Source organism: Cohnella algarum (genome assembly GCF_016937515.1).
GTDB classification, from domain to species: domain Bacteria; phylum Bacillota; class Bacilli; order Paenibacillales; family Paenibacillaceae; genus Cohnella; species Cohnella algarum.
In genome coordinates this window covers 488,983-508,739 of record NZ_JAFHKM010000002.1, presented here as the reverse complement: position 1 = coordinate 508,739, position 19,757 = coordinate 488,983, and the positions used below count along the sequence as shown (strand labels likewise).

16 protein-coding genes, 1 tRNA gene and 1 pseudogene are annotated in these 19,757 nt (G+C 57.4%); 12 read left to right on the top strand and 6 right to left on the bottom strand.

Going from position 1 to position 19,757, the window contains the following annotated elements:
- Window positions 1-138 precede the first annotated feature (138 nt).
- From JW799_RS02485 to JW799_RS02465, 5 genes are all read left to right on the top strand, one after another.
- On the top strand, window positions 139-5,568 hold the full coding sequence (locus JW799_RS02485) for an immunoglobulin-like domain-containing protein (RefSeq protein ID WP_205428572.1): 5,430 nt from the start codon (window positions 139-141) through the stop codon (window positions 5,566-5,568).
- A gap of 40 nt (window positions 5,569-5,608) precedes the next feature.
- Window positions 5,609-6,274 carry a hypothetical protein gene (locus JW799_RS02480; protein ID WP_205428571.1) on the top strand — a complete coding sequence of 222 codons (666 nt, stop codon included), beginning with the start codon at window positions 5,609-5,611 and terminating at the stop codon, window positions 6,272-6,274.
- A gap of 174 nt (window positions 6,275-6,448) precedes the next feature.
- Complete coding sequence (locus JW799_RS02475; RefSeq protein ID WP_080836170.1) at window positions 6,449-7,276, top strand: YitT family protein; 828 nt, start codon at window positions 6,449-6,451, stop codon at window positions 7,274-7,276.
- A gap of 175 nt (window positions 7,277-7,451) precedes the next feature.
- Window positions 7,452-7,733, top strand: a complete 282-nt coding sequence (locus JW799_RS02470; protein ID WP_205428570.1) for a hypothetical protein — start codon at window positions 7,452-7,454, stop codon at window positions 7,731-7,733.
- Between the two features lie 77 nt (window positions 7,734-7,810).
- Window positions 7,811-8,368, top strand: a complete 558-nt coding sequence (locus JW799_RS02465; RefSeq protein WP_080836171.1) for an NUDIX domain-containing protein — start codon at window positions 7,811-7,813, stop codon at window positions 8,366-8,368.
- 55 nt (window positions 8,369-8,423) lie between these two features.
- Here JW799_RS02465 and JW799_RS02460 read toward each other — a convergent pair whose 3' ends face one another.
- Window positions 8,424-9,092, bottom strand: a complete 669-nt coding sequence (locus JW799_RS02460; RefSeq protein WP_080836174.1) for an HAD family hydrolase — start codon at window positions 9,090-9,092, stop codon at window positions 8,424-8,426.
- A gap of 25 nt (window positions 9,093-9,117) precedes the next feature.
- Window positions 9,118-9,639 (bottom strand): peptide deformylase, encoded by a 522-nt coding sequence (gene def / locus JW799_RS02455; RefSeq protein WP_080836176.1) that lies wholly within the window; start codon window positions 9,637-9,639, stop codon window positions 9,118-9,120.
- A gap of 198 nt (window positions 9,640-9,837) precedes the next feature.
- Here def and JW799_RS02450 point away from each other — a divergent pair, with 198 nt between their 5' ends.
- The 4 genes from JW799_RS02450 to JW799_RS02435 are packed head-to-tail and all read left to right on the top strand — an operon-like array spanning window position 9,838 to window position 11,552.
- Entirely contained in the window at window positions 9,838-10,503 is a 666-nt protein-coding gene (locus tag JW799_RS02450) for a hypothetical protein (RefSeq protein ID WP_080836179.1), read from the top strand.
- Complete coding sequence (locus tag JW799_RS02445) at window positions 10,496-11,032, top strand: accessory gene regulator ArgB-like protein (protein WP_080836182.1); 537 nt, start codon at window positions 10,496-10,498, stop codon at window positions 11,030-11,032. Before JW799_RS02450 ends, JW799_RS02445 begins: the two co-directional genes overlap by 8 nt.
- On the top strand, window positions 11,022-11,144 hold the full coding sequence (locus JW799_RS02440; RefSeq protein WP_080836184.1) for a cyclic lactone autoinducer peptide: 123 nt from the start codon (window positions 11,022-11,024) through the stop codon (window positions 11,142-11,144). Before JW799_RS02445 ends, JW799_RS02440 begins: the two co-directional genes overlap by 11 nt.
- Before the next feature lie 21 nt (window positions 11,145-11,165).
- Entirely contained in the window at window positions 11,166-11,552 is a 387-nt protein-coding gene (locus tag JW799_RS02435) for a LytTR family transcriptional regulator DNA-binding domain-containing protein (protein WP_080836186.1), read from the top strand.
- Window positions 11,553-11,627: 75 nt separating this feature from the next.
- On the opposite strand, the gene JW799_RS02430 is transcribed toward JW799_RS02435, so the two are convergent.
- Window positions 11,628-13,580 (bottom strand): ABC-F family ATP-binding cassette domain-containing protein, encoded by a 1,953-nt coding sequence (locus tag JW799_RS02430; RefSeq protein WP_080836188.1) that lies wholly within the window; start codon window positions 13,578-13,580, stop codon window positions 11,628-11,630.
- Between the two features lie 73 nt (window positions 13,581-13,653).
- Window positions 13,654-13,890 (bottom strand): hypothetical protein, encoded by a 237-nt coding sequence (locus JW799_RS02425; protein WP_080836190.1) that lies wholly within the window; start codon window positions 13,888-13,890, stop codon window positions 13,654-13,656.
- A gap of 172 nt (window positions 13,891-14,062) precedes the next feature.
- On the opposite strand from JW799_RS02425, the gene JW799_RS02420 reads away from it, so the two are divergent.
- From JW799_RS02420 to ltrA, 3 genes are all read left to right on the top strand, one after another.
- A tRNA-Lys gene (locus JW799_RS02420) sits at window positions 14,063-14,138 on the top strand.
- A 92-nt stretch (window positions 14,139-14,230) separates the two neighbouring features.
- Window positions 14,231-15,634 (top strand): SulP family inorganic anion transporter, encoded by a 1,404-nt coding sequence (locus JW799_RS02415; RefSeq protein ID WP_080836192.1) that lies wholly within the window; start codon window positions 14,231-14,233, stop codon window positions 15,632-15,634.
- A 465-nt stretch (window positions 15,635-16,099) separates the two neighbouring features.
- Window positions 16,100-17,491: a group II intron reverse transcriptase/maturase gene (gene ltrA, locus JW799_RS02410; RefSeq protein WP_080832919.1), complete on the top strand. Its 1,392-nt coding sequence runs from the start codon at window positions 16,100-16,102 to the stop codon at window positions 17,489-17,491.
- Between the two features lie 99 nt (window positions 17,492-17,590).
- Here ltrA and JW799_RS02405 read toward each other — a convergent pair whose 3' ends face one another.
- Both JW799_RS02405 and JW799_RS02400 read right to left on the bottom strand, forming a co-directional pair.
- The gene (locus JW799_RS02405; protein ID WP_205428569.1) at window positions 17,591-18,487 is read right to left on the bottom strand and encodes a helix-turn-helix transcriptional regulator; all 897 of its coding nucleotides are present in this window, start codon (window positions 18,485-18,487) and stop codon (window positions 17,591-17,593) included.
- Between the two features lie 143 nt (window positions 18,488-18,630).
- Window positions 18,631-19,733, bottom strand: a pseudogene (locus JW799_RS02400) (Gfo/Idh/MocA family protein).
- Window positions 19,734-19,757: the final 24 nt, after the last annotated feature.

Genomic DNA, 19,757 nt, shown 5'->3' with positions numbered 1-19,757 from the left:
CACAGCGGCAAGGCGGGGAACTTACGGAGAGATCGGAACTCACCATATTAAAACCGCCTTTATAGGCCGCAATTCGATGAATGACGAGAAATTGGATAATATAAGTAAACTAGTTCATAGAATGTGGGAGTGTCTATCATGTTCTTTCCAAAAAGCCGAAAGCTCATTCCTCTTATTCTGTCTTTCGTATTGCTGCTGACTGCGGCGGTTCCTTACGGTTCCGGGGAGGCCAATGCGGCGCAGACGGAAGTGGGAAGCGGAATTGTGAATATCGCCGCGGGAGCCTATCATTCGCTGGCGCTGAAGTCGGACGGCACCGTCGTCGTTTGGGGAAGCAATAGCGCTGGTCAAACGGACGTGCCGGCCGAGCTTGCCGGGCCGGGGAAAGTGATCGATATCGCAGCGGCAGCGAATTATTCGCTGGCGCTGAAATCGGACGGCACCGTCGTTGCCTGGGGTGATAATCATAATGGGGTAACGGACGTGCCGGCCGGACTTACCGGGGTTGTGGCGATCGCAGCGGGAGGCGCTCATGTGCTAGCGCTGAAATCGGACGGCACCGTCGTCGCCTGGGGAAAAAATAGTCAACATCAAACGGACGTGCCGGCCGGACTTACCGGGGTCGTGGCGATCGCGGCGGGAGCGTTGCATTCGCTGGCGCTGAAATCGGACGGCACCGTCGTCGCTTGGGGAAATAATCTTTATGGTCAATTGAACTTGCCGGCCGGACTTACCGGGGTGGCGGGGATCGTGGCAGGAGAGAATCATTCGCTGGCGCTGAAATCGGACGGCACCGTCGTCGCCTGGGGAAATAATAGTAGTGGTCAATCGACCGTGCCGGCCGGGCTTTCCGGTGGCGTGGCGGTCGCGGCGAAATTGAATCATTCGCTGGCGCTTAAAGCCGACGGCACCGTCGTCGCCTGGGGAAGTAATACGTTTGGTCAATCGACCGTGCCGGCCGGACTTACTGGGATCGTGGCGGTCGCGGCGGGAGAGATTCATTCGATGGCGCTGAAGTCGGACGGCACCGTCGTCGCCTGGGGAAATAATGATGAGGGTCAAACGAACGTGCCGGACGGGCTTGCCAAGCCGGTCAAGGGTGGCGCTGTCGCGGCGGGATCGATTCATTCGCTGGCGCTGAAGTCGGACGGCATCGTCGAAGCCTGGGGAGGCAGCCCGGGAGATGTCTGGGGAGACGACGACCCGGAACTTGGCCAATTGACCGTGCCGGACGGGCTTACCGAGGTGACGGCAATTGCAGCGGGATCGTATCATTCGCTGGCACTGAAAGCGAACGGCACCGTTGTCGCCTGGGGAGATAACCGTTACGGTCAAACGGACGTGCCCGGGCTCTCCGGCGTGAAGGCCGTCTCGGGGGGAACGCAACATTCGCTGGCGCTGAGATCGAACGGCACCGTCGTCGCTTGGGGAGATAACTATTATGGTCAAACGACCGTGCCGGCTGGACTCTCCGGGGTGGTGGCGATCGCGGCGGGAGGTTTTCATTCGCTGGCGCTGAAATCGGACGGCACCGTCGTCGCCTGGGGAAGTAATACTGGTGGCCAAACGACCGTGCCTGCCGGACTCTCCGGGGTGGTGGCGATCGCGGCGGGAGGGCTTCATTCGCTGGCGCTGAAAGCGAACGGTACCGTCGTCGCCTGGGGTGGTGATTTTCATGGTCAATCGTACGTTCCGGCCGAGCTTACCGGGGTGGTGGCGATCGCGGCGGGAGGGCTTCATTCGGTGGCGCTGAAATCGGACGGCACCGTTGTCGCCTGGGGTGATGATTTTTATGGTCAATCGGATGTGCCTGCCGGACTCTCCGGGGTGGTGGCGATCGCGGCGGGAGGGACTCTTTCGCTGGCACTGAAGGCGGACGGCACCGTCGTCGCTTGGGGAGCCGGCCCGGGAGATAGTGATTATTACGGTCAAACGGACGTGCCGGGCAATGACCGTCTGAGCGGCCTGACGGTGCAGGAGGGCGATATGGATCCCGCGTTTTCCCCTTCGGTCACCGCTTATACCTTCGTCGGCCTGTCGGAATCGAGCGTGCATATCAAGGCAACGCTGGCGGACACGGCTAACGCCCAGCTGTATGTCGACAACCAGCCGCAAGCCAGCGGCAGCACGGCGACCGTAAGCGTCTCGGGAGCATCGACGGTCATCCCTGTTCGGGTTGAACCGTATTTGAAGCCGCCTCGAACGTACACGATTACCGTGCTGCGAGACGGTACGCCTCCCGACGTTCAGTTCGCCGCGAACGGCCAAGCGACGCCTTCGCGAACGGCGGAAAGCACCGTGACTGTGACGGATGCGGAAAGCGGCGTCGACGCAGCCTCGCTGCAATACGCCTGGACGCAAAGCGTGGAAACGCCCGCCGACGGCTGGACGGCTTTCGCCAGCGGCGACCCATTGCGGCAGACAAGCGGAGACGGCAACTGGTATTTGCATATCCGCGCGCGGGATGGGGCCGGGAATGTCGCCGACGCGGTATCGAACGCGTTCGTTCTGGACAACACGGCGCCGGAGCTTGCGCTGAACGGCAGCAATCCGATGAATATCCCGCAAGGCGGGACGTATACGGAACCGGGGGCGGTTGCGACCGATGCGATCGACGGCGCGATTCCGGCTTCGTCCATCACGATTTCGGGCGCCGTGGACACGTCGCGCCTCGGAAATTACCCGATTCAATATGCGGTCACGGACCGCGCCGGCAATGCCGCTTCGGTCATCCGCGATGTGAACGTGTATGACGGGGACGCGCCGGCGATTTATTTGAACGGATCGAATCCCATGACAGTGGAAGCAGACAGCGTCTTTACCGATCCCGGCGCAACGGCGCAGGATGCGCAGGACGGCGACCTTTCCGTTTCGATTATAGTGACCGGAACGGTGGATACGTCGACACTCGGCACGTATACGCTGACCTATAACGTTTCCGATGCCGCAGGCAATGCGGCTGCGACCGTGACGCGCGCGGTCTATGTGCAAGATACGCAGCCTCCCGTTCTCACGCTGCTCGGCGATTCCGCGATGAGCGTGCCGGTTGGCGCAGCGTTTGCCGATCCCGGAGCGCAGGCGACCGATGCCTATTACGGCGACATCTCCGATCGCATTGTCGTGACCGGAACGGTAGATACAAGCCAAGCGGGCGAGTATACGCTGCGGTACAGTGTGGAAGATCCATCCGGCAATGCCGCCTCGGTCATCCGCGATGTGAACGTGTACGACGGGGACGCGCCGGCGATTTATTTGAACGGACCGAATCCCATGACGGTGGAAGCGAACAGTCCGTTTGCCGATCCCGGCGCAACGGCGCAGGATGCGCAGGACGGCGACCTTTCCGCTTCGATTATAGTGACCGGAACGGTGGATACGTCGACACTCGGCACGTATACGCTGACCTATAACGTTTCCGATGCCGCAGGCAATGCGGCTGCGACCGTGACGCGCACGGTCTATGTGCAAGATACGCAGCCTCCCGTTCTCACGCTGCTCGGCGATCCCGTGATGAGCGTGCCGCTTGGCGCAGCGTTTGCCGATCCCGGAGCGCAAGCGACCGATGCCTATTACGGCGACATCTCCGATCGCATTGTCGTGACCGGAACGGTAGATACAAGCCAAGCGGGCGAGTATACGCTGCGGTACAGTGTGGAAGATCCATCCGGCAATGCCGCCTCGGTCATCCGCGATGTTTACGTGTACGACGGGGACGCGCCGGCGATTTATTTGAACGGACCGAATCCCATGACGGTGGAAGCGAACAGTCCGTTTGCCGATCCCGGCGCAACGGCGCAGGATGCGCAGGACGGCGACCTTTCCGCTTCGATTATAGTGACCGGAACGGTGGATACGTCGACACTCGGCACGTATACGCTGACCTATAACGTTTCCGATGCCGCAGGCAATGCGGCTGCGACCGTGACGCGCACGGTCTATGTGCAAGATACGCAGCCTCCCGTTCTCACGCTGCTCGGCGATCCCGTGATGAGCGTGCCGCTTGGCGCAGCGTTTGCCGATCCCGGAGCGCAAGCGACCGATGCCTATTACGGCGACATCTCCGATCGCATTGTCGTGACCGGAACGGTAGATACAAGCCAAGCGGGCGAGTATACGCTGCGGTACAGTGTGGAAGATCCATCCGGCAATGCCGCCGCAGAAGCGACGCGCACGGTGACGGTCACGGCTCCTGACGGCTCTGACGGCTCCGATGGCTCTGACGGCTCCGATGGCTCTGACGGCTCCGATGGCTCCAACGGCTCTGACGGTTCTGACGGCTCTGACGGCTCCGATGGCTCCGATGGCTCCGAAAATACGGGGAACTCGGGAACGAACGAATCCTCAGGCAGCGACGAGCCTGCTGCCATCCACCAGGTAATCGTCAAAATCAACGGGGTGGTCAAGTGGGTGGACGCATCGTACGAAGCGTCCGACGGGCAACGCATAACCCGGATTTTCCCGACGGCGGAGCAATTGTCCGAAGCATTGGCAACCGAGCCGGGTGGCATTAAGATCGAAGCGCAAGACATCGGAGATTCAGTCCAGATGGACCTTCCGGCCGCTCCGCTGCTTCACGCGCTGGAAGTTCGTCCCGACGCCCTGTTGGAATGGCGCGTTAATGGAAACGGCCTGCGCATTCCGCTCCGCGTCCTCCAAGGCGTTCCGGGGGAAGCGGCCGTTACCTTCAAGATCGCTGTGGCTGCGGGTTCCGTCAGCGACGCCGTGAACGGAGCGATCGCGAGAGCGGGGGGAGAGCCGCTGCTCCCTCATCCGGTCGTGTATTCGCTTCAGGCCAACGACGGCAGCAGCATTGATTGGGGCCGAACGTACGCGACTCTAACGACCGCTCTGCCCGAACCGGCCAATCCGGATCAAGCGACAGCCGTACGCATCGACGAAAACGGGCGGATGCGGTTCACGCCGGCTGTCTTCTCGAACGAGGGCTCACCCCTGGTGACGATTCGTTCGCCTTATAACGGCGTTTATTCGGTCATCCGATCGGATCATTCGTTTGCGGATTTGAACGGGCACTGGGCGCAAAAGGATATCGTCCTGATGGCGAACAAGCTGCTTGTCGAAGGAAGAACGCAAGACCGATTTGTGCCGGACGATCACATCAGCCGCGCCGAATTTGCCGCCATGCTCGTGCGCGCTCTCGGCCTGGACGATGAACCAGACGGTTCGACGCCTTTCCGGGACGTGGCGCCGGGAGCGTGGTATGCGGGGGCCGTTCGGGCCGCTCAACAACATCAGCTCATTGACGGTTTTGAGGACGGGACGTTCCGGCCGGAGGCTCCCGTTACCCGCGAACAAATGGCGGTCATGATCGTCAGGGCGATGGAGTACGCCGGACATGCGCCGGATGCGAACGGGGCGATGGCGAGAACGTTCGCCGACGAAGCGGACATCGCGCCATGGGCGGACGCCGCGGTGGGGCGGCTGACCGGAGCCTCCATCATTCACGGTTTGACCGAAACGAAGTTCGGTCCCCGGGAATATGCGTCCCGCGCGCAAGGCGCCGTCCTGTTGAAGCGGATGCTGCAGGCGATGCAATTTATCAATCCGTAAGCTTTAAGGATTCGAGTGGAAATGCGGGTCCCGTACGTATTTGCAAATGCTCGTGTGCTTTCAGCGCCAGCAGGGCAGCGGTGATTTCATGGATCGTGCGATGATTCGTTCTTATGGCATTGGGTGGAGATCGGCTATTGTAACTCAAACATTAAAAGATTGCTGTCAAAGCTCCGTTTTTAGCGGGGCTTTCGGTAATACCGTGTCCGTTTATACCATGGGCGACTTGAAGCAACGTTATTTGAACATGGAAATTAAGAGGACTTTTCCCGGCTGGCAAAAACGGTCGCTGCAACCGCGCCGCCTGTCATCGGCATCAAAGTTACGAATATTCGCATGTCGCACCGACCGTATGTTAACGGTCATCTTTTATATTCACGATCAAAGCGAATTTTTGCAGCGGACGTCGCACGAATTGAAGACGCCGCTGCACGGCATTCGCAATCTGGCGAAGCATGTGCTGCACAAGGAGACAGAGATACGCGAAGACGCGCGTCGTCATCTGGGCGAGCCGGAATTGACCTGCAACATTGCAACAGTCGGATTGTCCTTCACGGTCCAGCTTCACGATCCAGCGCCTCCGGCGTCCCTTAAGGGCGTCGGGGGCGTTTGTTACAAGCGGCCTCCGGAAGGCTGCTTTTTTTGCATAAGCTCCCCAACACCCGATACAATTTTCTTGAAAATCTTGCAGTTATCCGTTTTATAACGGTAAAATTGTAAGGCAACGAACCAGGCTATGGCGGCTAGATGAGGAATGCCGTTGGGAACAACGCTTCCAACAGGTGTCTCTAACGTTCGCTGCGTTCGGTTTGACGAGATAAAGAAAAGAGGAACCTAAGTGGGAGCAGTATCTAGACAAGCTGTAATCAGAAAAAAGATCATGAAGGCAGTTACGGTAATTGCCGGCGGTTTTATTACGGCCTATGGCTTGGAAGCGGTACTCATCCCCAACAACGTATCGGATGGCGGCGTGACCGGCCTGAGCATCGTCGGCTCGCATTGGACCGGCCTGCCCTTGGCCGTTCTGCTTGCATTGATCAACATCCCTTTTATTTTCTTGGGTTATAAGCAGATTGGCAGAAGCTTTGCGATTTATTCGGTGCTCGGCATTGCGTCGCTGGCGATCGGTACGACGGTGATGCACCATATCCCGACGATTATTAAGGGCGATACGTTATTGATCACCGTTGTCGGCGGCATTATTATCGGTTTTGGCATGGGGCTGGCGCTGCGCAACGGCGGCGCTCTGGACGGGATTGACATGTTGGCCGTGCTGCTATCCCGCAGGATGCCGTTCGGAACGAGCGACCTGATTTTATTCCTGAACCTGTTCGTCTTCGTAATCGTCTCGACGGTCTTTGGGCTTCAAGGCGCCATTTTGTCGGCGATTGCCTACTTTATCGCTTCCAAGGTTATTCATATCGTAGAGGAAGGATTCAGCGGCTCCAAAACGTATAAAATCATTACCAATAAGGCGGAAGAAATGATTCAGACGATTCGCGACCGGTTGGGGCGCAGCTCGACCTACACGTTTGTACACGGCGGTTATTCCAATGAGCAGTTTACAGAAATTACATGCGTAATCAACCGCCTGGAAGAAAGCAAGATGAGGGAAATCATTAACGAGGTCGACGATAAAGCCTTTATTATTGTGTACGACATAGCGGAAGTGAAGGGCGGAAACTTCCGTAAGCACAATATTCATTAGACGCTATCGCGCTATCATCCCCTAAAATTAATCCACCTATCCAATAGGAATGACCTGTTAACACTCGGGCACGGCATTAGATAAGGTCGCTGTAGTAGCGCTGCAACAACAGCAGGGCTTCCGGTGAATTGTATTCCTTTCGTAACTTTTCGCTTACGAAGGCGAGGTAGTCCTGATGAGAACGGGAAACAAGCATCATTACAATCACCCTACTTTCCAAGAGTTAGGCAAGGAAAAATGCCTTCTCGGCGATTATTGGGTCGATTACAAAATGTCAAGAGGAAAGTTTGTTTGTACTCTCTATTTGGGGGTGAAACGAATTGGAGATGGCTCTCCCGGGTCATTCCGTGCTGCATTTTCAATATTTGAAAGTAGAGCTAGGCAAACAGAACTGGCGCGGGTTCGTCGATTCGGAAAACCCGGTGGCCGCTGCGCTGTTGGCGAAGATGAGGTATAATGAAAAAGAAAAACGGGAAGTTCGATTTGCGGGCTTGAATAAACTCGCGAAATCAAAGAAAAAAGAGCGGTGACAACGTGGAAGTCAATTATTGCTCGTCCTGCGGCAGCGCCATGGAAACCCGGGAGATCGGGGGCGCGCCGCGAAGGGCATGCACGAAATGCAGCTTCGTTTATTGGGGGAATTACAGCATCGGAGTAGGGGCGTTAGTCGTAAAGGACGACAAGGTGCTGCTCGTGCGCCGGGCGCAAGAGCCCGGCAAGGGGTATTGGACGAACCCCGGCGGCTACATCGAGCAGTTGGAGCCGATCGAAGAGACGATCGTCAGGGAAGTGGCGGAGGAGTGCGGCGTCGAAGCCAGGGTGAAGGGGATCGTCGCGCTGCGCGATCAGCCGAGAAGCATCCATAACGTATACATCGCCTTCGAGATGGAATACGCGGGCGGAGAACCGACCCCCGACGAAGACGAAGTGGACGCCGCCGGATTCTACAGCTTGCGGGAGATGGAGACGATGAACGTTGCGCCGTTCACGAAATGGCTGGTCGACGTCGCTTTGCGCGGCGCCACGGACGGGCTTGCCGTCGACCGGAATCCGGTCGTTCCGCTCGAGGGGTACGGCTTGTTCCGGGTATAGCCCGGCCGGGCGAAGCCGGCCGACCGATGGCCGACCGATGGAAAGGGCTTGTCCGTTATCGGAGAAAGCCCGGCACGTGTTCGGCCAGATAGCTTCTGAACTCTCCTAAACTCGCGAACACCCGCTCGGGAGGGATCGGATATTCCTTCGCCTGCACGGTCGGCATCCATTGGGCCGCGAACGTGCGGACGCCGGCGTCGCGGCCCGCCCGCATATCGTCGTTGCTGTCGCCGACAAAGACGGTATCCTCGCGGTTCCAGCCAAGCGCGTCGAGGATTTGGAGGATCCCTTCCGGAGACGGCTTGGACTTCGCGACGTCGTCCCCGGTGACGATTCGATCGAACGGCAGCGCAAGTCCGAGCTTGGCGAGGGAAATGTCGAGCGTCCGGCGCGATTTGCCCGTGAACAGCGCAAGGCCTGCTCCCGCGTCATGCAAATCCCGAAGCAGCGACGCGATCTCCTCGTTTTTTTCGACCATTTCTTCGTGGTAAAGCTCGTATTCGGCGACAAATTCCTCGATGGCCGCGTCCGCGAACTCTTGACGCTGCAGATGGAGGCGAATGATGCCGAGCTCCGAAGGCCCGCTCATCCGGTTGAAATCGCCGAAATCCAGCTCCCGGCCGTCATGCTTGCGGAAGGCGTTGCCGAGCGCGCGAATCATGACCGGCAGCGTGTCGGCGAGCGTTCCGTCAAAGTCGAAAATCAAGTGCTTGATGGATCCCATGTTGAATTTCCTCCTGTTCAAAACGTTAAAGTTCGCCCGAATCCGCCAGCTTGCGCACGTCCGGAAGCGAAATCCGTTCGCCCGTTTGCTCGTGGTACAAATAAGCCCCCTTGACGTGATCGATAAACAAAATGCCGTCCAGATGGTCCACCTCGTGTTGAATGCAGCGCGCAAGATACCCCTCCGCTTCCAGCTCGAACGGTTGGCCGGCGCGATTCAGGCTTCTCACCTTCACATATTGGGCGCGCTTTACTTCGCCCGCATATCCGGGAAAGGAAAGACAGGCTTCGGCTCCGAGCTGTTCTCCGCGCCGCTCCACGATTTCCGGATTCACCAATTCGATCAAGCCGTCCCCGCAGTCCATCGCGACCGCCCTGCGCAAAATGCCGATTTGCGGCGCCGCGAGTCCGGCGCGCCCTTCCGCGGCGTACAACGTATCCTTCAGATCGTCGAGCAGCTTGACGATTCTTGGCGTCACTTCCTCGACGGGTTTTGCCTTTTTCCTCAAAACGGATTCTCCGAACGGCAATATGGCTCGAACGGTCATGCTGCGCGGCTCCTTTTTTCGTCTTTTTTCTTTGCGTCGTCCCTCAACATTTTAATACGCATGTCGCCTTCGCGTGAAGAAAAAAATAAAATCGGCGATTTATGCGGTTTGCCTATAAAAAAGGGATGATTAATTTTGGAAATTTGATAGAATAGAAGTAGGGCTATTAACCTATACTTACCGGAGGCACCAAAGGGAATGAAATTTGTCGGCTTCATCTTTTTCTCTTCCCTGGAGTACATCGCATTTATCTACTTGATTCTAGTCCTCTTCCGGTTTAACGTTCGGGAGAACATATACAAATTCGTTCTGTATGCGATCGTGCTAAGCTTTGCCTCCAACTCGTTGCAAGCGGAATCTTTGCAGGTGTATTCGCCGCTCGTTCACGTGGTCGTTCATATCGCGTTCATTACGATCTTTTTGGGATTGCACGTGTTTAATTCGGCGGTTATGGTCATTACCGGCTATGTCGTCAACTCCATCGTTCAGTGGATGATCGTCGGCGTTATATCGCATGTTAACGGAGCCCAGCTGAAAATCGAATCGTACACGTTCGAAGCCTTTGCGATCCAGGCCGCCACCGCCGCGATAATGGCATTGTGCGGAATGGCGACCAAGCTTCAAAACGGCGGCTTCAGCTTTATCGGGGAAGCGAGCCGGTTTTCGCGAAGCCGGATTTTCGTTCGCAAAAACGTTCCCTTTTTGATATTCCTGCTGCTTTCGATCATTTTGGTCGTGGCGGCGAACATGCTTTATATCGCAGCGTCCAATCCGCCCTATTTGCTGATTTCGATCTTGTTCTTCCTGGCGTTAATCGCTTTGATTGTCATCTCGGTAAAAAAGGATCGTGAAGACGATGATTGAATCGATGGCTTTGCGGCTCGCCCAGCGTCTCAAGAACGCGGAGCCGGAGGGAACGGCCAGCGTCGAAGTGATGAAATACTCTCTCGTCATTTTGCTTAATCTCTTTTTTACGATATTGGTTATTGGCCTTGCGGGAGCGATAACCGGAAAATTCGGCCAAACCATGCTTGGATTGGCCGCGTTCATGGTCCTCAAATTCGTTTCCGGCGGGGCGCATCTGCGCACCGCGCTGCAGTGCTCGGTTCTGTCCGTCGTCTGCGTCGTCGCCGTCCCGCATATTCCGTTGACGGATACGTGGACGCAAGCGGTCATTGCCGTCAGTGCCGTCCTGCTTCTCCTTTTCGCGCCTTCCAATCTGAAAGGCCACACGCGCATCCCGGACCGATATTTTCCACTGCTCAAGCTGGCATCGGTCTTCATCGTATCGCTTAATTTCTTTTGGCTCAGTTCCACTGTTGCAGTGGCTCATTTTATTCAGGCGGCTTCAACCATCCGAATAAATAGGAGGAGATTGAAAAATGAAGCGTAATGCCGTAACTGTCGTTTCCCGCGTATTGGCGCTTGTCGCCGTAGCTTTCGCGTCGACTGCGTGCCAATTTTTGTTCCATCGGCCGGAGGTTCCCGACGAGTTGAAACGGTAATAGCCGAAAAGGAGTGGCCGAATGTCGCAACAGATTTTTTTGCTTGATCGCAAGGGGAAACCATGTGCCGTCAGCGTAGAGAATCTTGTTGCAGTTCGCCCTACGGCCAAAGGTCCGGAGTTTTATACGAAGGATGACGTCTATTACTACCCGACCCGGATGGACGAGCTTCACCTTTTGTTGAGCGACTTCGGCTTCGAACGGCTGGACCGTACGAATCTGGTCAATCTGAATCAGGTGAAAGCATTCGATCCGAAGGACCGCAAAGTGTACTTCGACTATCCGTGGAACAGGGAAAGCCTTTTTTTCACGGTATCGGAAGCGAACTTGAAAAAGGTCGAGCATCTGGCGGAGGAGAATGCAGCTAAACCTAGTGCCTTTCGCGAACTTCTTCATGATAATGGGTGAATGCAATGGTTGGAACTGAGACACTCTCGGGATAATGGCGTAACGCCATTATCCCGTTTGTGTGTTTAAAGCCGATTATTTCTTGCGCTGCGTTTCAATTTTCTCGGCCAGCTCGTTCAGCTCGGTCCACCGGTCCAGCAGCGCTTCCAGCTTCTCCTCGGTCCGCTGCTGCTCCGCCGCAAGCTCCTGCAGCATCATCGAATCGCTCGCGAACTCTTCCATCCGGGTCGCGATTTGCGCCAGTTCGGCTTCCGTTTCCGCGATCCAGCCGTCGATCTGCTCGAAGTCCTTTTGATCCTTGTACGACATTTTCAGCGGCTTCTCCCGGTGCTCCTGGGCTTGGGGCCTGCTCTCCTCCCGCCCGGCGGAGGGCAAAGGACGGCCGCGGCCGCGCGAATCGTCGCTGTCCGCACCGGCAGCCGCTGCGCCGCGAGCTCTCGCATGCGCTTCGTAATCCGAATAATTGCCGACATGGCGAACGATTTCGCCGTCTCCTTCAAAGGCGAAAATGCGGTCGACGGTCCGATCGAGAAAGTAGCGGTCGTGCGAAACGACGAAGACGACGCCGGGGAAATCGTCGAGATAATCCTCCAGCACGGAAAGCGTCGATACATCCAAATCGTTCGTCGGCTCGTCGAGCAGGAGCACGTTCGGCGCGTCCATCAGCACGCGCAGCAATTGCAGCCTTCGCTTCTCGCCGCCGGACAGCCGGGCGATCGGCGTCCACTGGGCGGCCGGAGGAAAGAGGAACCGCTCCAGCATCTGCGAAGCCGAGATCGTCGTGCCATCCGCCGTCCGGACTTGCTCCGATCCTTCGCGAATATATTCGATCACGCGGACGTTTCCGTCCATCTCTTCGTGCTCTTGCGAAAACCAGCCGATTTTGACCGTTTCGCCGAGCGTGACGGTGCCGGAATCCGGCTTCAGCCTGCCGGCAATGAGCTTCAGCAGCGTCGACTTGCCGCTTCCGTTGCGCCCGACGATGCCGACGCGATCCTCCGGAACGGCGATATAGCTGAAATCGCGAATGACCGTCCGTTCGCCGAAACGTTTGCTTACCGAGTCCAGCTCGACGATTTTGCGGCCGAGGCGGGAGGAGACGGCGGACATGTCCAGCTTGGCCGCTCCGGCCTTTGGCGCCTGCTTCTTCAACGCTTCGTAGCGGTCGATCCGGGCCTTTTGCTTTGTCGACCGGGCTTGAGCGCCGCGCCGGATCCAGGCCAGCTCGTTTCGCAGCAGGTTTTGCCGCTTCGCCTCGGAGGCGGCTTCGCGCTCTTCTCTTTCCAGCTTCAGCTCCAGAAACCGGCTGTAGTTCGCTTCGTAAAAGTAGGCCCGTCCCTTGTCCAGCTCGATGACGCGATTGCTGACGCGATCGAGAAAATACCGGTCGTGCGTGATCATGATCAGCGCGCCTTTGCGCTTCTGCAGGGCGGCTTCGAGCCATGCGACCGATTCGTTGTCGATATGGTTCGTCGGCTCGTCGAGAATGAGCACGTCCGAAGGCTGCAGCAGCGCCGCCGCCATCGCCACGCGCTTGCGCTGGCCGCCGGACAGCGTCTCGACCTTCGCTTCGTAATCGCGAATGCCGAGCTTCGAGAGCGTCGTTTTCGCGTCGCTTTCGAGCTGCCACGCATCGAGCTCGTCCATCCGCTGGTTAGCGGCGATGAGCCGCTTTTGCAGCGCGCCGTCCCCGGGATTGCGTTCGAGCCCGGCGATCGCTTCTTCGTACTCGCGAACGGCGGCCAGTTGGGGCGCATCCCCGCCGAGCACATGTTCAAGCGTCGTCTCCCCGGGCTTGAAAACGGGCTCCTGGGCCAGCATCCGCACCCGAATCCGGCTGCCCGTCACGACCGTTCCGGAGTCGGCCGGCTCGAGTCCGGCAATCACGCGAAGCAGCGTCGATTTGCCGGTTCCGTTGACGCCGATGATGCCGATCCGGTCTCCTTCCGCCACGCCGAACGAAACGTCCTCGAACAGCATGCGGTCTCCGAAACTTTTGGATAGATGTTCAACCGACAATAAATGCATAAAATCCAACTCGCTTTATGTTGAAATGCGGCTAATACCGTTTAGCGCTGCAGAAAAGCGCGAACCTGCCGGGCTAGCGCTTTTTGATTTTGTTGTAGTTGTTCAGGCCGATCGCGCCCAGCGCGAGGCCGAGCGCCGTCAGGGCGATGCCTACCCACAGATCCAGGATCAGCATGTCCACGACGCCGAATACGATAAGCATTACGCCCAAAACGGACAGCAGGAGGGGGTTTTGCGGTTTGGCATCCGGTTTGGCGTTCGGATTGGCCTGCGGCTTCGGATTGCGTTTTTGATATTGTTTTTTGTTCACGGCGCACCTCGGGCTCTGCAGCGATTTTGATATTTTTGCTTGATTCGCTTCATTATAGCATAAACCGCGGGCCGTTCTTGCGCAGAAAAAGCGCCCGATGCGAAAGGAATCGGAAATCCCAAATATTTCATTTGCACGACCAGCTTTTCTGTGATATTATATTCAACGTTGCAGGTCCTTAGCTCAGCTGGCAGAGCAGTTGACTCTTAATCAACGGGTCGTGGGTTCGATCCCCACAGGGCCTACCACTATCGACTATGCAAGAGCAGGCAGGGCGCAGGGGCCCTCGACCTGCTCTTTTTGCTGAACGGAAATAAATCGTTCATAAAAGGAGCAAAATATGATTCAGAAATGGAGGCAAACCTGGTTTTCGAACGTCAGGCCGGACATTATTGCGGGGATCACGACGGTTCTGGCGCTCATCCCCGACTCGCTCGCGTTTGCGTTTATCGCGGGCGTCAATCCGATGGTAAGCATTTACTCGACCATTTGCATTCTGATCCTCATTTCCTTTTTCGGCGGACGGCCGGGGATGGTATCGTCCTCCGCGGGCTCGATGGCGGTATTGATGACCGCGCTGGTGGCGAGCGAAGGGATCGAGTATTTGTTCGCCGCGACGATTTTAACGGGAATTTTGCAGTATTTGATGGGCGTGTTTCGCATGGGCAAGCTGATGAGGCTCGTCCCGCACTCGGTCATCACCGGCTTCGTCAATTCTCTTGCCATTCTTATTTTTATTTCGCAGCTGCGCTACTTCGACGGAGAATCGTGGCCGATGTACGCGATGGCGGCGGGGACGCTGATCCTGATTTACCTGATTCCGAAATTCACGAAAGCTTTGCCGTCCCCGCTGATCGCCATTGCGCTGATGGCGGTCGTTTCCCTGCTGCTGCCCGGCAATATGCAGACCGTCGGGGATTTGGCGACGATTACGGCTTCGATTCCGATTCCTTCGTTCCCGGACGTTCCGTTCTCGCTGGATACGCTGTGGAAAATCCTTCCCGTCTCGTTGTCGCTCGCGATCGTCGGCTATGCGGAAACGCTGCTGACCCAGACGATGATCGACGATTTGACCGAAGAGAAGACGAGCAAGGACAAGGAAATGCGCGGCCAAGGCATCGCCAATACCGTCACCGGCTTTATGGGCGGCATGGCGGGGTGCGCCCTGGTTGCGGAATCGGTCATCAACGTCAAAAACGGGGGCCGTTCCAGGCTGTCCACGCTCGTAGCGGGCGTCGTGCTGTTCGTGCTCGTATTCGCGCTGAGCGGCGTCGTTTCGGCGATTCCGATCGCGGCCCTGGTCGGGTTTATGATATACGTGTGCATGGAAATTTTCGATTGGAACTATTTCCGGACGATACGCCGCGTTCCCGTTTCCGAGGCGCTGGTCATGGCGGCTACCGTCGCGATCGTCGTCGTCACGCATAATTTGGCCATCGGCGTTCTCGTCGGGGTCGCGCTCAGCATTATCGTGCATGCGCTGAAGTCCGCCAGACTCGAGGTCACGGAGGAAATGCGGGGGGATGAGAAAGTGTACCGCGTGCGCGGGCAGCTGTTTTTCATCTCCAGCGAAACGCTGCTCGAACGGATCGATTTTGCCGACGAAACGGACAAAGTGTGCATCGATCTGACGGGCGCGCAGGTATGGGACCATACCGCAAGGCTTGCCTTGGATAAAATCGAGGGGCGCTTGTCCGACAAGGGCAAGAAAGTCCGGTTTGTCGGCCATCCGGCCGTTTCGTAAAAAAGGATGGACAAGCTTAACCGGCGGGGCGATGTTCGCCCCGCCGGTTTTTTCGTAGTACGCCCAGCATGGGCGTCATCTCTAGGGTGAAAGTCCCGAACGGGGGCTGGCGAACGCCTACCGTTAGCCAAGAGCAAGGGTGTCAGCCGCGAGGCGGAATCTGAAGGAAGCTGGAGGCAAATGCACGAGCCAAGGTACACGAACTCAATTTGAGGCAGGGTTAGTCGGATGAGTCACCTACACATGACGAAATCCAAAGTCGCCAAGGGCTTTCCCTGTAAACTTGGGTGGTTGCGGGCAGAAAGATGACGTTCTTATCTGGGGAGACCTGCGGAAAATGCGAAGTTACTTCGTAACCACAGTCGGAAGGCTGTGCTGAATCCGCAGGAGTCAGCAGAGGCCATAGTACGGGAGTACGGGACGCCGGAAACCGGAAGGGCTGAACCGAAAGGAGAGAGGAAACCGATGCGTTCGCACGAGGAGCAAAGACAGCAGAATATCTCGCAAGAGAGCTTGCGGCAAAGAGAAGCGGTGAAGCCGTCAGGGTATGCCGAAGCGCCGAGTTCTACGACGGCACAAGTCGCCCCTTCCTCTCGCGAAGCGAATAACGACTTGTTAGAACGAATGCTCAAAGGAGATAACCTTAGGCTCGCCTACAAGCGAGTGGTGCAGAACGGAGGGGCGCCCGGTGTGGACAGTGTAACGGTAGCGAATCTACAAGCTTACCTGAAAACGCACTGGGAAACGGTGAAAACCGAACTCCTCGCGGGAACCTACAGACCCATGCCCGTCAAACGAGTGGAAATCCCCAAGCCCGGAGGCGGCGTGAGGCTGCTTGGCATCCCGACCGTGATGGACCGCTTTCTTCAACAAGCCCTTCTACAAGTGATGAATCCGATCTTCGATGCGGACTTCTCGAGGCGTAGCTACGGCTTTCGCCCCGGAAAGCGAGCGCATGACGCGGTAAAGCAAGCTCAGCACTACATCCAGGAAGGTTTTCGATGGGTGGTAGACATGGACTTAGCGAAGTTCTTTGACCGAATCAACCACGACATGCTCATGGCAAGAGTAGCAAGGAAAGTGACGGACAAGCGTGTCCTAAAGCTCATTCGCGCCTATCTTAATGCTGGGGTTATGGCGAATGGGGTGTTCGAAAAGACGGGAGAGGGAACGCCGCAAGGGGGACCTCTGAGCCCGCTTTTAGCGAACATTCTACTGGACGACTTGGACAAAGAGCTGACAAAACGAGGATTGCGATTTGTCCGCTATGCGGACGACTGCAATATTTTCGTTGCCAGTAAACGTGCAGGCGAACGCGTCATGGAGTCGGTAACGCGCTTCGTAGAAGGAAAGCTGAAACTGAAAGTGAATCGAGAGAAAAGCGCAGTAGATCGTCCTTGGAACCGTAAGTTCCTCGGATTCAGTTTCCTGTGGGATAAAAAGGCGACGATTCGGTTAGCCCCACAGACCATTTCGCGGTTTAAAGAGAAGGTACGAGAGCTGACGAACCGTTCGCGGTCGATGTCTATGGAAAACCGGATTATGCAATTAAACCGCTATCTCATCGGCTGGATTGGCTATTTCCGACTAGCATCGGCAAAGGGACACTGCGAGAAACTCGACCAGTGGACTCGCCGCAGACTGCGTATGTGCTTATGGAAGCAATGGAAACGTGTACGTACTCGAATCCGTGAGCTTCGAGCACTCGGCGTCCCAGAATGGGCGTGTTTTGTCATGGCTAACTCCAGACGCGGTGCTTGGGAAATGTCTCGAAACACAAATAATGCCCTCCCGACTTCCTACTGGGAAGCGAAAGGGCTGAAAAGTTTGCTTACTCGTTATTTAGCACTTTGTTAACCTTTTGGAACCGCCGTATGCGGACCCGCATGTACGGTGGTGTGAGAGGACGGAGGCTAGGCGCCTCCTCCTACTCGATTCGTTCGCTTGCCGGGCAGCTTAGATGTCGGCTTCGGCTAACGTGCGTTGCTGCTCCGCCATTTTGCGGCGATAGGCGTCCGGCGTGCAGCCGACGGCCGCTTTGAAGACGCGGCTGAAATGCGCCGCGTGCGGGAAGCCGACGGACTTGCCCACTTCGGCCACGGAATGCCCGGGATCGAGCCGGAATAGAATTTTGGCCTGATTGATCCGCCGATTGTACAAGTACTGAAACACCGTCGTCCCGGTGACGTCCTTGAACAGGTTCGAGAGATACGTTTTGGTCAAATGGAGTTCGTCGGCGATGGAGGCCAGCGTAACGGGCTCGTGGTAGGTCTTCTCCAGATAGGAGATGACGTTCTGAACGTGGCGCTCCCGTTCCGAGCGGTGGGCTTGCTCTTCGACCGGCTGCAGGCAGCATTCCTTGATGACGTAGAGCAGCTCGAAAAAGCGCAGGGCGAACCGTTCGTAAGCGAAGGGCCGGGCCGTCTCGGGCTGAACGGCGGCTTGCTTCAGAATGTGCAAATCCGCAAGCAGCCGCTCGGTTTCTTCGCGCCGCTCCCCGGTCAGGGAAATCCGGTAATTCCGGAGCTCGTCGAATGGCAAAAGCAGGCTTTCCGCCGTCTCGGGGGGCAGGGCGCGGCGCAGGTAAGCCGGATCGAAATGAGCCAGCGAGCGAACGTACGGGACGTCGGCCTGCGGATGCGGCCGGTGCAGCGTCATGCCGTGCATGAGGATGAGATCGCCCGGCGAGAGCGTCATGATGCGGTCTCCGATCAAATACGTGCACTGGCCTTCATGGAAGTAGTAAATCTCGTAAAAGGCATGGGAGTGGAACGTCGGGTTGACATAAGGCGCAGAGCTTCGGTAAGCGAAATCGATCGGATGACTCCACTGAACAATCGGAAAGACGGTCATCTCGGTACCCCCGCCTTCAAACGTTCGATGAACCCCGCCGGCTGTTCGCGCCGACAGGGTTCATCGCTCTTTTGAACGATTGTATCATGTTTTGAAGGCGATTTCATCCGAGCCGGTCTTGCTTGCATTGGTCTTGCTTTCGGTCAACCGACCCGAACCGCATCCCGCTGGGCGATCAGGCAAAGCTCGGCGGCTTTGAACGCGTGCTCCTGCGTCATCGCGTTCTCGGTGCCGTTCAGGCAGTCGAGGATCAGCTCGCCGAAAAACGGGTAGCCGATTTTGCCCGACACGTCGAAATGCGCCTCTCCTTCGTGGTTGACCAGATAGACGTGGTTGCCGCTGCCGGAACGGGCGATGTCGATGTACTTGCGCAGCTCGATATACCCGTCGGTGCCGAGAATAAACGTCCGGCCGTCACCCCAGGTGCCGAGTCCGTCCGGCGTCAGCCAGTCGACGCGGAAATAGTTCGTCGCCCCGTTGTCCCCGACAAGCGTCGCATCGCCGAAATCCTCAAGCTCGGGATGGCCCGGGTTGCGGTAGTTGGCGACTTTGCTGTGCAGCACGCGCGCGTCCTTGCACCCGGCAAAAAACAAAAACTGCTCGATCTGATGGCTGCCGATGTCGCACAGAATGCCCCGTACCGGCTTTTTTGGAAAAACCAGTCCGGCCTTCCGGTACCCAGCCGGTGCGGTCCGGTGCCCAACACCTGGACGACGCGGCCGATCGCGCCGTCGCGGACGAGCTTGCCCGCGTACACGGCGCTTTCCACGTGCAGCCGTTCGCTGTAGTACACCATGTATTTGTTGCCGGTTTCCGCAGCCGCCCGGCGGGCCTCCTCCAGCTGGGCGAGATCCGTGAACGGCGCCTTGTCGGTAAAATAATGCTTCCCCGCCCTCATCGCGCGAACGCCGAGCGGCCCCCGATCGCTCGGGATCGCGGCCGCCGCCACGAGACGGACCTCGTCGTCCGCAAAAACCGTCTCTTCGGAGGGGGCCGCCTGCGCGCCGGGGAATACCTTTCGGAACGCTTCGACCTTCGCCGGGTCGGGATCGTAAACCCATTTGATCGTCGCTCCCGCTTCGACGAGGCCCTGGCATTGGCCGTAAATATGGCCGTGATCGAGCGCGACGGCGGCGATCGCGAATTCCCCGGGGCCGCAAACCTTCTCGGGCTTTTCGGCGGAGGGCGCGTACGTTTGGCCGTTGCTGCTGCCGAACAGGGCGTTGCTGCGATTGTTGCCGGTCATGGAATGAACTCCTTTCGTGTTTCG